The sequence below is a fragment of the Mesorhizobium sp. M0052 genome (genome assembly GCF_040323255.1).
Classification (GTDB): Bacteria; Pseudomonadota; Alphaproteobacteria; order Rhizobiales; family Rhizobiaceae; genus Mesorhizobium.
On record NZ_JAMYUS010000021.1, the window covers coordinates 49,045 to 66,397 of the forward strand.

Annotated in this window: 16 protein-coding genes and 1 pseudogene; 7 read left to right on the forward strand and 10 right to left on the reverse strand. The window is 64.7% G+C overall.

Going from position 1 to position 17,353, the window contains the following annotated elements; translation table 11 throughout:
* Window positions 1-5: 5 nt before the first annotated feature.
* Both NKJ77_RS24915 and NKJ77_RS24920 read right to left on the reverse strand, forming a co-directional pair.
* Window positions 6-1,109: a flavin-containing monooxygenase gene (locus tag NKJ77_RS24915; RefSeq protein WP_023708708.1), complete on the reverse strand. Its 1,104-nt coding sequence runs from the start codon at window positions 1,107-1,109 to the stop codon at window positions 6-8.
* 455 nt (window positions 1,110-1,564) lie between these two features.
* The gene (locus NKJ77_RS24920; RefSeq protein ID WP_023673465.1) at window positions 1,565-1,981 is read right to left on the reverse strand and encodes a winged helix-turn-helix transcriptional regulator; all 417 of its coding nucleotides are present in this window, start codon (window positions 1,979-1,981) and stop codon (window positions 1,565-1,567) included.
* Between the two features lie 137 nt (window positions 1,982-2,118).
* On the opposite strand from NKJ77_RS24920, the gene NKJ77_RS24925 reads away from it, so the two are divergent.
* Entirely contained in the window at window positions 2,119-2,706 is a 588-nt protein-coding gene (locus NKJ77_RS24925; protein ID WP_023673464.1) for a dihydrofolate reductase family protein, read from the forward strand.
* Between the two features lie 95 nt (window positions 2,707-2,801).
* Here NKJ77_RS24925 and NKJ77_RS24930 read toward each other — a convergent pair whose 3' ends face one another.
* Window positions 2,802-3,230: a VOC family protein gene (locus NKJ77_RS24930; RefSeq protein ID WP_155922514.1), complete on the reverse strand. Its 429-nt coding sequence runs from the start codon at window positions 3,228-3,230 to the stop codon at window positions 2,802-2,804.
* Window positions 3,231-3,477: 247 nt separating this feature from the next.
* Here NKJ77_RS24930 and NKJ77_RS24935 point away from each other — a divergent pair, with 247 nt between their 5' ends.
* A complete protein-coding gene (locus NKJ77_RS24935; RefSeq protein WP_352535886.1) occupies window positions 3,478-4,686 on the forward strand; it encodes an MFS transporter in 1,209 nt (402 codons plus the stop codon).
* Between the two features lie 30 nt (window positions 4,687-4,716).
* Here NKJ77_RS24935 and NKJ77_RS24940 read toward each other — a convergent pair whose 3' ends face one another.
* A complete protein-coding gene (locus tag NKJ77_RS24940; protein WP_352535887.1) occupies window positions 4,717-7,011 on the reverse strand; it encodes a cation:proton antiporter domain-containing protein in 2,295 nt (764 codons plus the stop codon).
* A 239-nt stretch (window positions 7,012-7,250) separates the two neighbouring features.
* Between NKJ77_RS24940 and NKJ77_RS24945 the strand changes: the two are divergent.
* A pseudogene (locus NKJ77_RS24945) lies at window positions 7,251-7,981 on the forward strand (DUF2270 domain-containing protein).
* 37 nt (window positions 7,982-8,018) lie between these two features.
* Here NKJ77_RS24945 and NKJ77_RS24950 read toward each other — a convergent pair.
* Window positions 8,019-8,363 (reverse strand): PQ-loop domain-containing transporter, encoded by a 345-nt coding sequence (locus NKJ77_RS24950; RefSeq protein ID WP_023827255.1) that lies wholly within the window; start codon window positions 8,361-8,363, stop codon window positions 8,019-8,021.
* Between the two features lie 284 nt (window positions 8,364-8,647).
* Here NKJ77_RS24950 and NKJ77_RS24955 point away from each other — a divergent pair, with 284 nt between their 5' ends.
* Complete coding sequence (locus tag NKJ77_RS24955; RefSeq protein ID WP_023689804.1) at window positions 8,648-8,953, forward strand: hypothetical protein; 306 nt, start codon at window positions 8,648-8,650, stop codon at window positions 8,951-8,953.
* 52 nt (window positions 8,954-9,005) lie between these two features.
* On the opposite strand, the gene NKJ77_RS24960 is transcribed toward NKJ77_RS24955, so the two are convergent.
* Window positions 9,006-9,638 (reverse strand): Vgb family protein, encoded by a 633-nt coding sequence (locus tag NKJ77_RS24960; protein WP_023831061.1) that lies wholly within the window; start codon window positions 9,636-9,638, stop codon window positions 9,006-9,008.
* A gap of 29 nt (window positions 9,639-9,667) precedes the next feature.
* Window positions 9,668-10,888 (reverse strand): hypothetical protein, encoded by a 1,221-nt coding sequence (locus tag NKJ77_RS24965; protein WP_023685490.1) that lies wholly within the window; start codon window positions 10,886-10,888, stop codon window positions 9,668-9,670.
* A 389-nt stretch (window positions 10,889-11,277) separates the two neighbouring features.
* Here NKJ77_RS24965 and NKJ77_RS24970 point away from each other — a divergent pair, with 389 nt between their 5' ends.
* The 3 genes from NKJ77_RS24970 (at window position 11,278) to NKJ77_RS24980 (ending at window position 13,442) form a co-directional block, all read left to right on the forward strand.
* Window positions 11,278-12,030, forward strand: a complete 753-nt coding sequence (locus NKJ77_RS24970; RefSeq protein ID WP_023695474.1) for a DUF899 domain-containing protein — start codon at window positions 11,278-11,280, stop codon at window positions 12,028-12,030.
* 86 nt (window positions 12,031-12,116) lie between these two features.
* A complete protein-coding gene (locus NKJ77_RS24975; RefSeq protein ID WP_023672530.1) occupies window positions 12,117-12,389 on the forward strand; it encodes a hypothetical protein in 273 nt (90 codons plus the stop codon).
* Between the two features lie 48 nt (window positions 12,390-12,437).
* Window positions 12,438-13,442 carry a zinc-dependent alcohol dehydrogenase family protein gene (locus NKJ77_RS24980; RefSeq protein ID WP_023672529.1) on the forward strand — a complete coding sequence of 335 codons (1,005 nt, stop codon included), beginning with the start codon at window positions 12,438-12,440 and terminating at the stop codon, window positions 13,440-13,442.
* Between the two features lie 18 nt (window positions 13,443-13,460).
* On the opposite strand, the gene NKJ77_RS24985 is transcribed toward NKJ77_RS24980, so the two are convergent.
* The 3 genes from NKJ77_RS24985 to NKJ77_RS24995 all read right to left on the reverse strand — a co-directional run bounded on the left by NKJ77_RS24985 (window position 13,461) and on the right by NKJ77_RS24995 (window position 17,328).
* Window positions 13,461-15,323 carry an ATP-binding cassette domain-containing protein gene (locus tag NKJ77_RS24985; RefSeq protein WP_081726142.1) on the reverse strand — a complete coding sequence of 621 codons (1,863 nt, stop codon included), beginning with the start codon at window positions 15,321-15,323 and terminating at the stop codon, window positions 13,461-13,463.
* Window positions 15,324-15,394: 71 nt separating this feature from the next.
* Window positions 15,395-16,513: a sugar ABC transporter substrate-binding protein gene (locus tag NKJ77_RS24990; RefSeq protein WP_352535888.1), complete on the reverse strand. Its 1,119-nt coding sequence runs from the start codon at window positions 16,511-16,513 to the stop codon at window positions 15,395-15,397.
* A 158-nt stretch (window positions 16,514-16,671) separates the two neighbouring features.
* Window positions 16,672-17,328 carry an SGNH/GDSL hydrolase family protein gene (locus NKJ77_RS24995; RefSeq protein ID WP_023733972.1) on the reverse strand — a complete coding sequence of 219 codons (657 nt, stop codon included), beginning with the start codon at window positions 17,326-17,328 and terminating at the stop codon, window positions 16,672-16,674.
* Between the last annotated feature and the right edge of the window lie 25 nt (window positions 17,329-17,353).

The window sequence follows — 17,353 nt, forward strand, 5'->3', positions numbered from 1 at the left end:
CCCTTTTACCGCCGCCGCGCAATGTCGGCCGCCACCGCCTTCGCCTCCCTGCCGATTTCTCGTAGCAGACCGGTGACCGGATTGTAGAAGCCGACGAGGTAGAGGCCGAGTTGAGAGGCGCGGGCGTTGACGCCACTGCGCTCCGGCTGCAATTCCACGGGCAGAAACTTTTCGTAGCCCGGGCGATAGCCGGTGGCGAGGATGACGGCGTCGAAATTTTCCTGCCTGCCGTCGGTGAACGCAGCGCCGCGCTCGGTGAAGCCCGCTATGTCGGGTGCGATCTTGATGGCGCCTTTGGTGATGGCGTCGACCGTGCCGACGTCGATGACCGGGATGCGGCCGACTTCGTCGATCTGCTGCAGGATGCCCTGCTTCGGCCTGACGATGCCGTATTTCTCGAGCTTGCCCAGCGCGAAATCGAGGATGATCGGGAACATCCAGTCGTTCAGCGCCTGCGGCATCGGCCGGCTGGCGATGCCGACCATCTGGATCGGCACGCCGAACAGCTGGCGCGGCACGATGTGGACGCCCTTGCGCACCGAAATGGTCGGACGCGCGCCACTTTCCGCCAAGTCGAGCGCGATCTCGGCGCCGGTGTTGCCCATGCCGACGATCAGCACCGAGCGGCCGGCAAAGGGCGCCGCTTGCGTATAGTCGGCGCTGTGCAGCACCTCGCCCTTGAAAGCCTCGATAGCAGGGAGCCGGGGGACGATCGGCTCGGCATTGTTACCGCTGGCGATGACGACATGGCGCGCCTTGATGTTGTCCGATCCTGTCTCGACCAGAAAACCGCCGTCCCCGAGGCGAATGGCTTTCACCGTCACGCCGAAGCGCGGGCGCAGATCGAATTTTTCCGCGTAGTCGTCGAGATAGCGGACCACCATTTCGCGCGGCACGTAGCGCGGATAATTTTTGGGAAAGGGCAGGAACGGCAGCGACGAGAACGACTTGACCGTATGCAGATGCAGCCGCCGATAGTGCCGCCGCCAGGCGGGCGCGATCTCCTGCGATTTTTCGAGCAGGATGAAATCCACTCCTGCCCGCTTCAGGCAGGCACCGACCGCAAGGCCGGCGGGCCCGGCGCCGACAATAACGACAGTGGTGTCCAAGCGATTCTCCTCCCGCTAGCTCCTTAGGCTACGCGTAGAAGCGCAGGCGGGACAAGGCGCGCCTCACCTTCTCCCCTTGTTGGAGAAGGTGGATCGGCGCGCTAGCGCCGAGACGCCTTCGCATCGCGGCGCGCACGCTGCGCATCCTGTCCGGTCTCGGCTCACCCCCGGTGACGAATGTCTATCCCGGCAATCGCCCATGCTGTCGGACGGGCTGCCTGTCGCCGGCCGCACCGCGGTCGAAGAGCTCTACGTGCATGGCGGCATGGGCCGATCGGCATGCATGCCGCCCCCGCCATCGCGCGCTGGCTGGAAGAGGCCGTGGTTCGGGCGATGGCAATCCGAAGCAGACATGGCTCCGGCCACAGCGATTTGCGGGATGGGAAGGGTGAGGCTGCGCGACGTCGTGTCGATGTAGCCCGCCATCGGCCCGACGGGAGGGCTGGCGTTGCTCCCTAGCCGATATGCTCGGCGCGCAGCTTCTTCTTTATCTGCTCCAGGCCTGCCTCGCCGCCCGTCGCCAGTTCATCGGCGATCCTTGCCAGCTTGTCATCGGCGTTGCGGTATTTGCTGCCCCAGGCGCCGAGCGTCGCCAGCACCGGCAACAGGTCGATGCCCGCCTCGGTCAGCTTATAGATCGCCTTGAGCTTGTGCGTGGGGTCGTCGCTTCTGGTGACAATGCCCTCATCCTGCAAGGTCTGCAGCCGCTCGGCCAGCGTGCGCGACGAGATGCCTTCGCCTGATAGCAGAAACTCCCGGAAGTGCCTTTTTCCCGCGAAAATCATGTCGCGGATGATCAGCAGCGTCCAGCGGTCACCGAGCAATTCGAGCGACAGGCTGATGGGGCAGCCGGATCTTTCCCTGGTCGACATTCTCAATGCTTCCATTTCTAAATCACTTTACTATTGACATCATTTTTCTCTCGTGTCAATGGTTCCGAAAGTAAAGCAATCACCAACGCCGCCTGACCTGGCGCTGGTGACACCAGAGCTCAATCAGGAGAACAACGATGAGAAAACTGATCCTGCAGATGCAGATGTCGGTCGACGGTTTTGTCGGCGCGGCCGGCGATGAGCACTGGCAGCTCTGGGAATGGGGCGCCAACTGCCCGTGGGACGACGACTTGAAGCAGGATTTCAACGCGGTGTTCGCCGGCATCGATACCATTCTGCTCAGCCGCAAGATGGCCGAAGAAGGCTATCTAACCCATTGGGGCAATGCGGCAAAAAACTATCCGCGCGATCCCTTCTACGCCTTTGCGCAGCGCATCGTCGAGGCGCGCAAGGTGGTGCTGAGCGACAAGCTCGCGGCATCGCGGTGGGAGCGCACGACGCTTGCCAGCGGCGACCTGCCGCGCGAGGTCAAGGCGCTGAAAGCTGAAGGTGAAGGCGACATGGCGGTATTCGGCGGCGCCGGCTTTGCCTCGGCGCTGATTGCAGCGGGACTGGTCGATGAGTTCCAGCTGTTCATCAATCCGGCCGCGCTGGGCGACGGCGAGCGGATTTTCGACTGTGGCGGCTTCCTGAAATTGCGCCTGCTCGGCTCTAAAGCCTATGCCTGCGGAATGGTGGTGAACCGCTACGCGCCGGCAATGTGAAGCAGTTCAGAGATTGAATCCGTGGACCGCTTCAACTCTTTGTTTTTGCGAGAACTCCGGACGGATCACCGCAACCCGCTCCTCGTGAACCTGCGCTAGAAATTGATCTCGACCGAAGCGGCACTTCGCTTTGCCGGCCCGTGAAACACCGCCTCGATGTTGTTGCCGTCGGGGTCGAGCAGGAAGGCGGCGTAGTAGCCGGGGTGGTAGGGCCGCTCACCCGGCGCGCCATTGTCGGCCCCGCCGGCATCGAGGCCAGCCTTGTAGAACGCATCGACCATGGCCTTGTCCCTGGCCTGGAAGGCCAGATGATGGCGCCCGGTCAGCTGTCCCCTCGCCGCCCGGCTGTCGAGGCTTGAGATGAACAGCTCGTCGGCCCAGAAATAGTCCTCGGCCTCGCCGCCGATCGGAATGCCGAGCACCTTGAAGACGGCTTCATAGAAGCGCCGGCTCGCCTTGAGGTCCCTGACCACCAGCTGGACGTGGTCGATGAGGCGGCCGCGATGCAGTTCCATGAGCGATATCTCCCGTCGCGAGACCACAAAGCTAGTGCCGCGGAGCGGCTCGTCAATTCGGCAGTCTATCTTGTCGGCGCGCTTGGCAGCCTTACGCCCCTGCTTTTGTCATATCCGGATGGACTTCCACGCAGACCGGATAAAAAATGCAACCGGATTGTCGGATTCGAAATCCCGCCAACGTCCTTCGGACGCAAGCGGCGCAACGGAGCTGGAGCGAGTGGCGCCGCATCGAAACCGATCTCGGGAGAAGAGCATGAACAGTTCCTACCGTTGGGTGATCGTCGCGTGCGGCGCGCTGATGACCTGTGTGGCGCTCGGCGCGATGTTTTCGCTGGCGATCTTTCTCGAGCCGATGGCGCTCGACACCAACTGGTCGCGAACCGGCATTTCCAGCGCCATGACGCTGAATTTCTTGGTGATGGGCGCAGGCGGTTTCGCCTGGGGCGCCATCTATGACCGTGTCGGCGCCCGCCCGGTGGTTTTTGCCGGCGCGGTGCTGCTCGGTCTGTCGCTGGTGGTGGCAAGCCGAGCCCAATCGCTGCTGGTCTTCCAGCTGAGCTATGGCGTCATCGTCGGGCTGGCGGCCAGCGCCTTCTTCGCGCCGATGATCGCGCTGACCACCGCCTGGTTCGAGACCCATCGCAGCCTGGCCGTGTCGCTGGTCTCGGCCGGCATGGGCGTGGCGCCGATGACCATTTCGCCCTTCGCACGCTGGCTGATCACGGCCTATGACTGGCGTACCGCCATGTTCGACATCGGGATCATGGCTTGGGTGCTGTTGCTGCCGGCCGTCTTCCTGGTGCTCCAGCCGTCGGCGGCGGTCGCGGCAGCGGATGGCAGCGCGCCCGCACCTGCCGCGGCCCCCGGCATGTCAGTCGGCCAGGCGTTGCGCTCGCCGCAATTCCTGGTGCTGGGCATGACCTTCTTCGCCTGTTGCGCGGCGCATTCGGGGCCGATCTTCCACATGGTGGGCTATGCCATGTCGTGCGGCGTGGCGCCGATGGCAGCCGTGTCGATCTACAGCGTCGAGGGCCTTGCCGGCCTTGGCGGGCGCGTGCTCTACGGCGTGCTCGGCGACAGGCTGGGCGCCAAGCCGGTGCTGATCGTGGGCCTCGCCATCCAGGCGGTGGTGATCGCCGCCTATCTCGCCGTCGGCAATCTCGAGCAGTTCTATCTCCTGGCGATCATCTTCGGCGCCACATATGGCGGCGTCATGCCGCTCTATGCGGTTCTGGCGCGCGACTATTTCGGGCCACGCATCATCGGCACGATACTTGGCGCCGCGACCCTGTTGTCCAGCCTCGGCATGTCGTTCGGCCCGCTCGCCGGCGGCATGATCTTCGACGCCTATGCCAGCTATTCCTGGCTGTTCATCGGCTCGGCGCTGATCGGCCTCGGTGCTGCCGGCATCGCCATCGCCTTCCCGCCGCAGCCCGGCCGAGAGAGGCTGCAGGCGGCATGAGCGAAATTTCCCCTCGAGGGGAAATACTCATCACCCTGTCCCCGTTCCCGAGCGCAGCTCTTCTCTGCCCTCGTCGTCGCGGCTGAGCCTGGCGTCCGAGATCAGCACCACCGGGCATTGGCAGCGCTGCAGCACGCCGGTGGTCGTCTCGCCGAAGAAGAATTCCTCGCCAGGGCGCCGCGCCACGCCCATGACGATCAGCGCCGCCCCCCTGCCGGCCTGGCGGGCAATGGCATCGGCGGCGGCGGCCCGGTTGCGGATGGCCGTCTCGATCTCGACGCCATAGCGGTCGGCTAGTGCGACGGTATCCTTCAGCACCGCCTCCCTGCGGCGATGCGAGACAGTGTCGCGCGGTTCGTCGCGGGCGACGCGCGCGACATAAAGTATCTTGACCCGCGCACCCGTGACCGCTGCAATCGCCAGTGCCATTTCGGCACCCCGGCGGGCGATCGCGGTGCCGTTGACCGGAACCAGAATCTTCCCGCCTTCAGGTCCTAGCCTTGGCATCTGGCGGCCGGCGCCGGTCGCCTTCAGCACCAGGCATAGCGGGCCCTCGAAGGCGCCGGCGATCTCGTTGATGCGGCGGGCAAACCCACCTTTCGACGTGACCGCGCGGCCGAGCCCGATCAGCAGCAGCCCATAGCCTTTGCGCGCCTCCTTGGCAACCGTTTCGGCCGAAAGCTCGGCCTCGCGGCGCCGCGTGACAGGCGCCGCATGGGCCAGCTCCTCGTCCGAACTCCTGGCGGCCTCGCGGCTGTCCTCGGCACCCTTTTCGATCGGCTCGAGCTTCGCATCCGTGCCGGGCTCGGCCTCCTCCCCCTCGCCTCGGGCATGCAGCACCGTCGTCGGCCTGCCGGCGCCCACGACTCCGGCGAGGTAAGCAGCAAAGCGGCCGACAACGCCCTCATCGGTCACCACCAGCAGTCGTTCCAGATTGGCGATGAAGCCGCGTTGGTCGATCTCCTCGCGCTCCAGACGCTTCTTCTCGTTCTCGCCCATCGGCAAGCGGCCGAGTGCCCAACGCAAGGTCGGCGGCATGGCGAGCGTGGTGATGACGGCCATGGTCACGATCATGGTGAAAAGATTGTGCGACAGAACGCCGATCGACAGGCCAATCGAGGCGACGATGACTTCGGTCGAGCCGCGCGCGTTCATGCCGCAACCGACGGCGATGCCTTCCTTGCGGCTCATGCCGGCAAGCTCGGCGCCGATGAAGGCGCCGGCGAATTTGCCGAAGCTGGCGATCAGCACCAAAGCGGCCGTGAGTAGCGCAAGCTCGTGGTCGACAAGCACGGTGAGATCCGCCGAAAGGCCGGCGACGCCGAAGAAAACCGGCATGAACAGCGCCATGATGACGCCGCGCAATTGCCCTTCGATATGACGCGACAGGATCGGCGATTCCCCAACCAGTATGCCGGCGACGAAGGCGCCGAGCACGGTGTGGACGCCGATCAGATCGGTGATCAGCGCCATTGCGCCCATGATGGCGAGAATGACGGTGACGACGGCGTATTCGCTGCGGAACGTATCGTTGGTCCAGCGGATGGCGTCGAAGACGATGCGGCGGCCAATCGTGAAGGAAAGCCCCATGAAGGCGGCGACGCCGACAATGGTGAAGGCAAGGCTGCCGAGCTCGATGCGCCCCTTGGTGGCGATGCCGATGGTGATGGCGATGATCACCCAGCCGATCGTGTCCTCGATGATGGCCGACGAGACGATGGTCTGACCGAGATCGCGGCGCATGAAGTTCATCTCGCGCACCACCATGGCGACGATCTTGACCGAGGAGATCGACAGCGCCGTGCCGAGGAAGAGACCGGCGACAATGCGCTCGGTTCCGTCGGCCAGCAGCGAGGCCGGCATGAACTGCGCGGCGGTGAAGCCGAGCGCGAAAGGCACGGCGACGCCCGCGGCGGAGATGGAAAAGCACGCACGGCCGACCCTGCGCACCAGCCGCAGATCCGTCTCCATCCCGGTGAGCAACAGAAGCATCAACACGCCGAGCTGGGCGATGGCGCTGATCATGCTCTTTTGGGTGGCGTCGCCTGAAAAGATCACGCGTTCTGCTTCCGGCAATAGCCAGCCGAGCAGCGATGGCCCGAGCAGGATGCCGCCGATGAGCTGACCCATCACCGCCGGCTGGCCGAGACGCTCCAGCAACTCGCCGATGCCGCGGCCGACGAGAAGCAGAAGGAGGATTTCGAGAACGAAAATGCCCTCGCTGGACATGCCGGTCTTTTCGGCTGCCAACGATGCGGCAGGCATGAATGCGAAAGCTGCCGCGGCAAGCGCGACCGACCGGCGCCGGTTGACCACGAAGGACATGCACCCCCTCATTGTGCCCGGTATAACGTTTTGAGGGCGAGATCGGTTGCACGCCACGCTCCCTTGGCGCGCCGCAGGTTCCTCCTTACCTGAATCGCATAACGGGCCTATCTGACTGCGGATAAACCGCCGAGACCCGGGCCGGCGACGGAACATTTTCAACCGATTGCGCGTTGCGCGGATGGGGATGACCGGCGTCGTTTCGGCCGGCCATGGCGTTGGGAGGCGCGTGGCAAGGGATGTCCCAGGTCAAGACCGTGAAAACCGACGAAGCGGCTGCAGCGCCGCGGGCCTCTGATGCGTTCGCGCTGAAGCTCACCTCATCGGAATTCGTGGCCACCATGTCGCATTTCCACCCGCCGAAATAGCCCGCATGGCCGGCTGGCGCGACCGGCTGGACCGTACCAGCAACTGGGCGATTACTGTCGTCGCCGCCATGCTCTCAGTCTCACTCTCGACGCCCAGCGCCCATCACGGGGTGCTGCTCTTTGCCATGCTGCTGACCACGCTGCTGCTATGGATCGAGGCGCGGCGCTATCGTTTCTTCGACGTCTACCGGGCCAGGGTGCGCCAGTTCGAGCGCTATTATTTCGCGCAGATCTTCTCGCCGCAGCCCGACTACGCCTCCAACTGGCTGGCCATCGTCGGCGAAGGCCTGCGTTCGCCGCGCTTCCTGATCTCGCAACGCGCGGCGTTGGTGCGCCGGCTGCGCCGCAACTACATTTTCATGTACACGATCCTGATGCTGGCGTGGGTGCTGAAGATCACGACGCCCAGTCTGCAGCGCGAAGGGTCGCCGATAGGCTTGGGCGCGTCATTTCGCGACGCCGCGCGCGTGGCGCAGCTCGGCCCGGTTCCAGGCATCTATGTCGTGTGCATGGTCGGGCTGTTCTATGTCGGCCTACTCGCAGCCGCTTTCCTCATCTCACGCGACGAGGGCGAGCTTTCGCATGGCACCGTGCATGTCTGAGAGCGGCCTCGAAAAGCGCAATCTGCCGCGGTGATCTTCAGCAGACATTGTCGACCATCAGAGCGGTCGCTTCCGACCGGCTTGCGGCTTCCTCAACCGGAAGCCGTGCGCGATGGCGCTTGTAGGCGGTGAGCGCGATGACCAGCACGCAGCATACGGCGTTCAGCCAGTTGATCGCCGCCAGAGCGGGATCGTTCAGATTGATGTGGGCGTAGAGTCCCGTCGTGGCGTTGGCGCCTGTCCACAACAGCCAGGTCGCGTAGGAAATCGCCGACGCCCCGTGCCTGTCCCGGGCCACCCGCATGATCTGCGGCAGGTAGGACACCACCCGCAAGCCATTGAAAATAGTGAAAAGATAAAAAGACAGATCAGCAAGTGTCATCCGAAACCCCTGTCATGGCCGGACGTCCCATAGCGTTCCTTGCAGTGGCGGCATGTGAGCCCGTTCACATGCCGGTTTCGATTTTCCTGTTGCGGCCCGGCATCCGGACTCTTTCGCCATGGGGGCGTTCGCCGTGAGCCAGCCCGACGAGGTCGACATGAACCAGATCTTGTTTCGGCCGACGGCGCGGGAGTACTAAACAGATCTCGTGCTTGGGCAAAGTTCGGGTTGACCGCTGCCAAGCGCGCGGCGACTATCCCTGCAACGTGCAGGAGGACATGAGAATGGACGAACCCGATCGCTGGCGGCACATGGCGAGCGCGCCCAAGGACGGCAGCCGCATCCTGGTCACGGTCAGGCCATCGGAACAGGGGCCGGCCGAGGTCGACCTCGCTTACTGGTCGCGCGCCGACCAGTTCGGCACGGAGGGCTGGCGCTCTTCCGATTCGTCGCCAGGACGGGTGATCGAATACCCCGAACCGGAGTTAAAATGCTGGATGCCGCTGCCGACGGCCAATCTGAGCCGGGCTTCAATGCCAAGTCCGTGGCAAGGCGAAGACGTCCCGCTGCTCGACGGCTCCGGGATATGATCTCGGCGGGATGACCGTAGGAAATACGCTGCCGGCCCAATACTTGACGGCCTTACTTCGGCCGACGCACCGATCGCACCATGCCGCCGGGGCCGCTGCCGCAAAAGAAGCGGTCGCCGCCGTCGGATTCGAGCCCGGAAACGCCCATCCCCGCCGGCATGTCGAGCCGTTCCAGCACCTTGCCAGTTTGCGGATCGACGCGCCGGACATCGCTCTGGTCGCCTTCCCAGGTGCCGTGCCAGAGCTCGCCATCGACCCAGGTCACTCCGGTGACGAAGCGGTTTGAGTCGATGGTGCGCAGGATTTTCCCGGTCTCGGGATCGATCTGGTGGATCTTGCGCTCCCGGTTTTGCCCCACCCAGAGCGTGCCCTCGGCCCAGGTCATGCCGGAATCGCGGCCGCCGCCGGGCGCCGGGATGGTGGAGAGCACCTTGCCGGTATCCGGGTCGATCTTCTGGATGCGGTCCCCGGCGAGCTGAAACAGATGTCGGCCGTCATAGGCGGTGCCGGCATGTGCCGCGACATCGATCGAGCGCAGCGTCTCACCGCTTGCCGGATCGAAGGCGGTCAGCCGCTCGCCCGTCGCAAACCAGACATTCTGTCCGTCGAAGCTCACGCCGTGCACGGTGTCGACATCAGGAAAGGGCCCGTATTCGCGCAGGATTTCCGCTGCTGAATGTTTCATGTCCTGGTCCTCGATCATGGTCACCTTTCCTAACCGTTCGGCAGCGGCGACGGGAGTAACAAGGTGGTCGTGAAACCAGCGACCGGTGGCGTCATCCAGCGCCGCGCCCGGCCGTGGCCGAAGGACTGCACTTTGCCGGTCTCGGCCAACTGCTCGAGCGCCCGCTGTACGCTGCGCTGTCCGGCGCCCAGCGCCAGCGCCAACGCCGAGCTGGCCCAGGATTCACCATCGGCCAGGAAGGCCAGCACCGCGGCGTGCCGCTCCTCGATCGGCCGCGCCAGCACCGCCACGGAGCCTGCTTCGCGCGGCTTTAGCGCAAAGCCCTGGCTGGTCGCGCCGATGCCCGCCAGCGGCCGCAATTCGGCGCGCAGCCGGCCGATCTCGACCCGCAGCCTGGCGCGATGCGATTCATCGGCATGCCGGCCGCCAAAGGCGCGGGCAATCAGCGTCGCCCTCGGCACATCCGCCGGCCAGGCTTCGGCAAGCGCGCGCGCCAGCGCAAACAGCACCGGCCGCGTTGCCAGCGAGATCGTTGTTTCCTGCTTGTGCACGATATAGCGGAACGTATCGACGACCAGCGCGCGCGACGCCTGCAGCGCCTCGACTTCTTCGAGCAACAGCGGATGCTCCTCGCCGCCTGCGATCAGCCGCGCCGCCGGCGTCTCCAGCGCCAGGAAGGCGCTGTCGACCTCCGCCATGAGACCCGGAATGCCGGCCCGGCGGGCGGCATGGCGCGCCCACTCAAGGGCTGCGCGCGCGGCCTTCGTCTTCAGGCGCCGCATGGCGATGCCGGCAACCGCGAGTTCATGCGCGGCGCGTGAGGCCGGCGGAAGCGGCGACGGATCGAGCCCAGCCAGCACGTCTTCAGCCTCGTCGAGGCGGCCGATCAGCAGCAGGCGGCGCACTTTGAGATGCCCGGCATGCGCCGCGTTCAGCCGGTCGCCATGCTTTTCCAATGTCGACCGCGCCGCGTCGAGCGCCTTGGACGGCCAGCCGAGATCACGCGAAACAAGTGCGATCTCGGCTTCGGCGACAACGCACCTGGCGCGCGCCACCGCCTCCTTTGGACCGAAGGCACGGCCGGCCCTACGCAACAGTACTTTGGCGCGATCGAAATCGCCGAGCTGCGCCATGGCAATGCCGCGCAACGCCAGCGCCGGGGCATCCTCGCGCAAGGCGACGCGGTCGAGTGCCGCCAGCGGATTGCCCGCCGCCAGCGCCAGCCCTGCCGCGGTGATCAGCGAGTCCATGCAAATCCCGTCACATTTGTAACTCCCACCGCTCCCCTTATCGGCCCTAACTTAAGTCACCACCGCCAAGCAGCAAGCCGCGGACGGCGACCTAGCCATCTGGACTGGTTGAAGACGCCCAGGCCTGCGTTGACGGCAATATTCGCATTCGCTAGCCTGAGCATCTCAGACAGTCGCGTTAAGCTTCTCAATAAGGAAAAACCGACCATGCCTGCTTCCGAGGACTTCGAGCCCACCGTGCGGCCTCGCCACCCCTGCTGCGGTGGCCCGCCTGCAAATGCCGTCACATTTGTAACTCCGCCCTCGCCGCCTCGCGGCCCTAGCCTGCCTCACGATCAACAGGCAACGACAAGCCACAACGGCTCAACAACTGGCAAAGGAAACAAGCAATGACCAAGCACGTGGCAATGAAGACCCCACCGGTCGTTTCAAGGCAAGAATGGGAAGCCGAGCGCGAAAAGATGCTGGTGAAGGAAAAGGCAACGATGCGCGCCAGGGACGCGCTGTCGGCCGAGCGCCGGCGCATGCCATGGATGGAAGTAGACAAGGCCTATGTGTTTGAAGGTCCCAACGGCAAAGCGAGCCTGCTCGATTTGTTCGAGGGCCGGCGCCAGTTGATCGTCTACCGCGCCTTCTACGAACCCGGCGTCCACGGCTGGCCCGAACATGCCTGCCGCGGCTGTTCGCTCGGCGCCGACCAGGTCGGCCATCTCGCCCATCTCAACGCCCGCAACACCACGCTTGCCTATGCCTCCCGCGCGCCGCAGGCCGACATTGCCAGCTTGAAGCAGCGGATGGGTTGGGAGATGCCCTGGTACACAATCACCGACAGTTTCGACAAGGATTTCGGCGTCGACGAATGGCACGGCCACAACGTGTTCATCCAGGACGGCAAGAAAGTGTATCGCACCTACTTCATCAACAACCGCGGCGACGAGCAGATGGGCACGGTCTGGAGCTACCTCGACGCAACGCCGCTCGGCCGCCAGGAAATCTGGGAGGATTCGCCCGAAGGCTATCCGCAGACCGAGCTCTACAGCTGGTGGAACTGGCACGACAATTACGACGCCGCACCCGACAAGACGTGGGAGGAAGTGTCGGCGGCCGGCGAAGCCGCGTTCCGCAACAAGGACGGCAAGTAAGGACCTGGAGCGGCGCCCATCCAGCTTGGTTTCCTGTCCCTCACGGGACAGGAAACCCGGGCATTGATCATCAAGGGATTACGACCATGAGCGATATCGGCACAGGGACCGACAGTGAGGTCCCTAAACGCTCCGATGCAGTTTCTCTCCGCACCGCCGACTGGCTGTGCCTCGCCGCGGCCCCTGTTTTCGCCGTGATGGCGCTGCTTACCTGCATTCACGCTGGCGACGGCGTCATGTCGTGCCTGGGGGCCGATGCCTCCCCGCTCACCGGCATGCCGCTGATGTATCTCTTGATGAGCGCCGTCCATCTGGCGCCTTGGCTGCGCGTGATTTCCGGCCGGCCGGTCCGGCGATAGGCTGGACCGCCGCCGCCATGCTAACGCTCTTTACGTCGGAGAGAGACTATGAAGCTGGTCAGGCTGAGAGCGCCGGGCGGGTTGGACAAGCTCGACCTGGTCGAGGTGGATCAGCCCCGGCCTGGGCCGGGAGAAATGCTGGTCAGGATTCGCGCCTGCGCGCTGAACATGCGCGACGATTTCGCCGTACAAGGCAAGGTGCCGCTCGCCGAAGGCCGCGTGCCGCTGTCGGATGGCGCCGGCGAGGTGATCGCGATCGGTGACGGCGTCGACACGTTCAAGCCGGGCGACAGCGTCGTCAGTGTTTTCTACCCCTGGTGGCTGGCCGGCGACATGAGATCCGATACAAGCCGCGACATTCCCGGAGACAGTTTCGACGGCTTCGCCAGCGAGTATGTGTGCATGCCGGCGCACGCATTCACCAGGGCGCCGGCGGGCTATACGCATCTCGAGGCGGCAACGCTGACCTGCACGGGCGTCACCGCCTGGCGCGGGCTGGTGACATGCGGCAAGGTAAAGCCCGGCGACACGGTGCTGATCCTTGGCACCGGCAGCGTGTCATTGTTTGCGCTGCAATTTGCCAAGGCCGCCGGCGCAAGGGTCATCGCCACCTCGTCCGATGAAGGGAAGCTGGAGAAGCTCAGACGACTCGGGGCCGACAGCGTCATCAACTACAAGGCGGTGCCGCAGTGGGGCGGCAGGGCCAGGGAACTGACGGACGGACGCGGCGTCGATCATGTGATCGAGGTCGGCGGACCGGCGACGCTGGCGCAGTCGATAGCGGCCTGCCGGACAGGCGGGCATATCGCACTCATCGGCGTCCTGACCGGCTTTGCAGCAGAAGTTTCAATCCCGGCGCTGTTTTCAAACCAGATCCGCATCAGCGGAATTTCCATCGGCAGCAAAGCCGACCAGCAGGACATGATCCGTGCGATAGAGGTCAACCGCCTGAAGCCTGTCATCGACAGCAGCTTTCCACTGCAGGATATCGCCGCCGCCTTCAGGCACTACGAAGCGCAAAGGCATTTCGGCAAGGTCTGCCTCGAGCTTTAGATCCTGCGATCGGCATTCCTACCCAGCGGCCGGCGCCAGCGTCCCGCTTGCCATCAGGCCCCAGAGCTGATCGGCGGTCAGCTGTTTGGCCGAGCCGTCGTAAGCCACCCTGCCGAGGCTGAGCACGACGATCCTGTCGGCCAGCGCCCTGACCGTCGACAGGTCGTGCGTGACCAGGATGACGCCGGTGCCGCTGGCGGCGATCGAACGGATCAGCTTGACGACCTGCGCGGTCTGCTTGACGCCGAGCGCGGCGGTAGGCTCGTCGAGGCAGATCAGCTTGACGTGATCGGCAAGCGCGCGGGCAATGGCGATGGACTGCCGCTGGCCGCCCGACAGCGAGCGCACCAGAACGTTTTCGTCGCGAAGCGTGACGCCCAGCGCGGCAAGCCGGGCACGACACTGCTCGGCGGCCTTTCGGTCGTCGCGAACCGGGAAGACACCGAGCCAACGCCGCGTTTCCTCACGCCCGAGGATCATATTGTGGGCGACGCTGAGGTTCGGGCAGAGCGCCAAATCCTGATAGACGGTCTCCAGGCCGGCGCCGCGTGCATCCTGCGGGCTCCTGAAGGAAATCGGCTGGCCCTCGAGGGTCATCGCGCCGGCATCGGGCTGGATGGCGCCCGAAATAATCTTCACCAGCGTCGACTTGCCGGCGCCATTGTCGCCGAGCAGACAGACGATCTCGCCTTTGCCGACCGTGAAACTCGCCTCTTCCAATGCCGTCAGCGCGCCGTAGGATTTGCGGGCGCCGGCAATCGAGAATGCCGGACCTTGCGGGGCCTCTCCATTGCCCTCCGTCACGGCAGGGCCGGCCGAGGCGACGGCACCATTGTCCGCCACCGTGAAGTTGGTCGCGGCGGCCCGAGCGCGCCGGCCGCGAAAACCGATCGCAGCCTGGTCGGCCACCAACGCCAGCAACAGCATGCTTCCCACCGAAATGGATTGCCACCATGATTGCAGGCCGACGAAGATCAGTCCTGCATTGAGGATGCCGATGGTGGCAACGCCGATGGCGATGCCGAGCGGCCGGCCGGAGCCGCCGGAAAAAGCGACGCCGCCAAGGATCGCGGCGGTGAGCACGTCGAGCTCGAAGCGAACGCCGATGGTCGGCGTGATGCTGCCGAGACGACCGGCGATCAGAACCGAGACCAGGCCGATCAGCAAGCCATTGGCGGCGTAGAGGCCAACCACCGTGCGCCCCACCGGAATGCCGCAGAGTTCGGCTGCGCGCGGGTCGCCGCCTATGGCGTAGAGCCTCAAGCCGGTGACCGTGCTGGTCAAGATAAAGGCTCCGATGACAAAGACAGATGCGGCGATGATCACGGTGTACTGGATGCCGAAGATCTTGCCCCGCCCCAATTCGAGCAGAGCCTCGGGAAAACCATAGACCGCGGTGCTGGAGACGACGAAGGCAAGGCCGCCATAGAGCGCCAGCATCGCCAGCGTGACGATCAACGGCGAGATGCTCAGCCTGCGCACCAGCAGACCGTTGAGCAGACCGAGCAAAAGGCCGAGACCCAGGCCGACGCAGATTGCCAGCGGCGCGCTCTGCGTCGCCACCGCAACCTTGGCAGTGATGATGCCGATCAAGGCGACCATGCTGCCGATGGAGAGGTCGACATAGCCGGCGATCAGCAGCGCGGAGGTGCCGAGCACGGCGATCAGGATCGAGGTCGAGTTGACGCCGATGACGACGAAATTGTCGAGGCTGAAGAACGATTTGTTCAACAGCGAGAAGGCGATGATCAAGCCCAGCGCGACCAGCGCCAGCCCGATGCGGCCAGACGCTTCGCCCGGCGCCTTGACGCCCGGCAGCAAGGATGAAAACCGGCCCGTTTGCAGCGGTGTCGTCCCCGTTCGAAGGCTGTCTGTGCTCATGCTTGCCTCTCACTGAAGCGGGCGGTTTCAGGTCAGGCTGAACCGCCCGTATCGCGCGGGAAAAACAGGCGCTACTTTGCCTCGGATGACCAGGGGAAATTCACATACTGGTCGCGCGTATCGTAGCAGATGTTGCCGTACATCCTGAGATAGATATCGCGGCGCTTCGGGTCCTTGTAGACCGCGGCCGGGTCGGCGACATCGGCCTCGTACTGGGCCATGTAGTCGCTGGTCAGCGCCACGGGCAGGATATCCATCGCCTGCGGGATGCTCTTGCCCTCCAGCCAGTCGGCCGCGTGCTGGCCCATGGCATAAGCGAAGACCGGCGACGCCAGGCTGATGCTTGCCTTGTAGGGACCGCCGCCTTTCTTGATCGCGGCGACTGCCTCCGGTTCGCCGTCGATGCCGCCAAGGAACTGGTCCGGCCGCGCCTTGCCCGCCGCTTCCAGGGCAGCCAGCGCGCCGAGCACGACCGTGTCGGCGCCGAGCACGACATCGACGTCGGGATGGGCCTGGAGAATGGTGCTCATCGTGGCAAAGCCGCCTTCCTTGTTGACGGGATTGGGTGAGATGTCGGCGACGATGGTGACATCAGGCATGGCCTTGAAGATGTCGCGCATGGCGGCAAAGCGCGGCGCCAGGAATTCCATGCTGTCATGGGACAGGATGACGACATTGGAGGCTGCGGCCGCTTCGGCCAGCACCTTGCCGGTCTCGTATTGCGGCGCATTGAGCAGCGACGTGGCTGGCGGCGGCACGATGGTGCCGACATAGGCGCCCGACCAGATAAGCTCCTGCAGGCTGCGGCTCATGGAGGCCGGGTCCACGGGGGCTGCGACCAGACCGCCGATCTTGGAGGCGAGAAACAATTGCACCTGCTCGACGCCCTTGGCGGCGTCATTGTTGGCAAGCGCGCGGCGATATTCCAGGCCGCGATCCTTGGCGGCGGCGGCCAGGCCGCGGTCGACACCCTGCATGAATTCACGCTCGTTATCCTGCGCGAAGGCCAGCACCTTGTTCAGGCCGGGCGGTGGGCTGCAGGCCGGCGCCTTCGGATCGAACGGCGCAAATACCGCCGGCTTGGTGAGCCCAGCCGGACCGTCCTGCGCGCTTGCCAGGACGGTACCGCCCGCGAGCACAGCGGCAACGCCGAGCAGCGTCGCCAGCATCATGTTCCAGTCAGATCGCATTTTACTTCCTCCCTGTCGTTGATTGTTGCCGCGCTTCGCAAGCCTCGCGGTCGCTACTCTTCCCAGTCTCCCCAGATACCCACCTTCCCGCTTGCAAGTCAAAAGTTTTTCCAGTGGAATTAATTAATCAGAGATAGTCGGGTGGCTCGCCCACGCGATCACGCCTTGGCGATCAGCGACTGGACGGCTTTGGCCAATTCCGTGCCGAGCACGCGATGCGCGTCGCTGTCGAGGTGAATGCCGTCTACCGCGCTCGATTCGACGACGTCGCCGGCGTTGAAGAAGGCGGCGCCGGCGCGCCGGGCCGCATCGCGGAACAGGCCGGCAAAGTGCATCGACTTTGCGGCGCCGCCCAGGAACATCTGGCCGAACCAGTCGACCTCCAGCATCGGCGGCGGCGCTACTATCAGGACCGCGGGCGCCACGCCCGCGGCGCCAGCTTCGCTGCGCAGGACAATTCTGGCCAAAATCTCAATGGAATCAGCGACGTCGTTGGGCGTTACCGAGAACCTATGCTTGAGATCGTTGGTGCCGAGCATTAGGATGACGAGGTCGAGCGGCATATGCGTTTCCAGGCACACCGGGAGCGATTTGAGCCCGTTCTTGTGGAGACCTTCGATCGGATCGTCGTGCACGGTGGTGCGCCCGCCCTGCCCTTCTTCGATCACATCCCATCCGCTGCCGAGCTGGCGGCGCATGATGCCCGGCCAGCGCCGGTCGGGCGTGAAGCGGCGCCGTCCGACGCGGGCCAGGGTGGGAATGGCGCCATAGGTATTGGAATCGCCAAAGCACATGATTGTCCGGGTCTGCGTCACGGCATTGCTCCTCCAGGCTTGCATA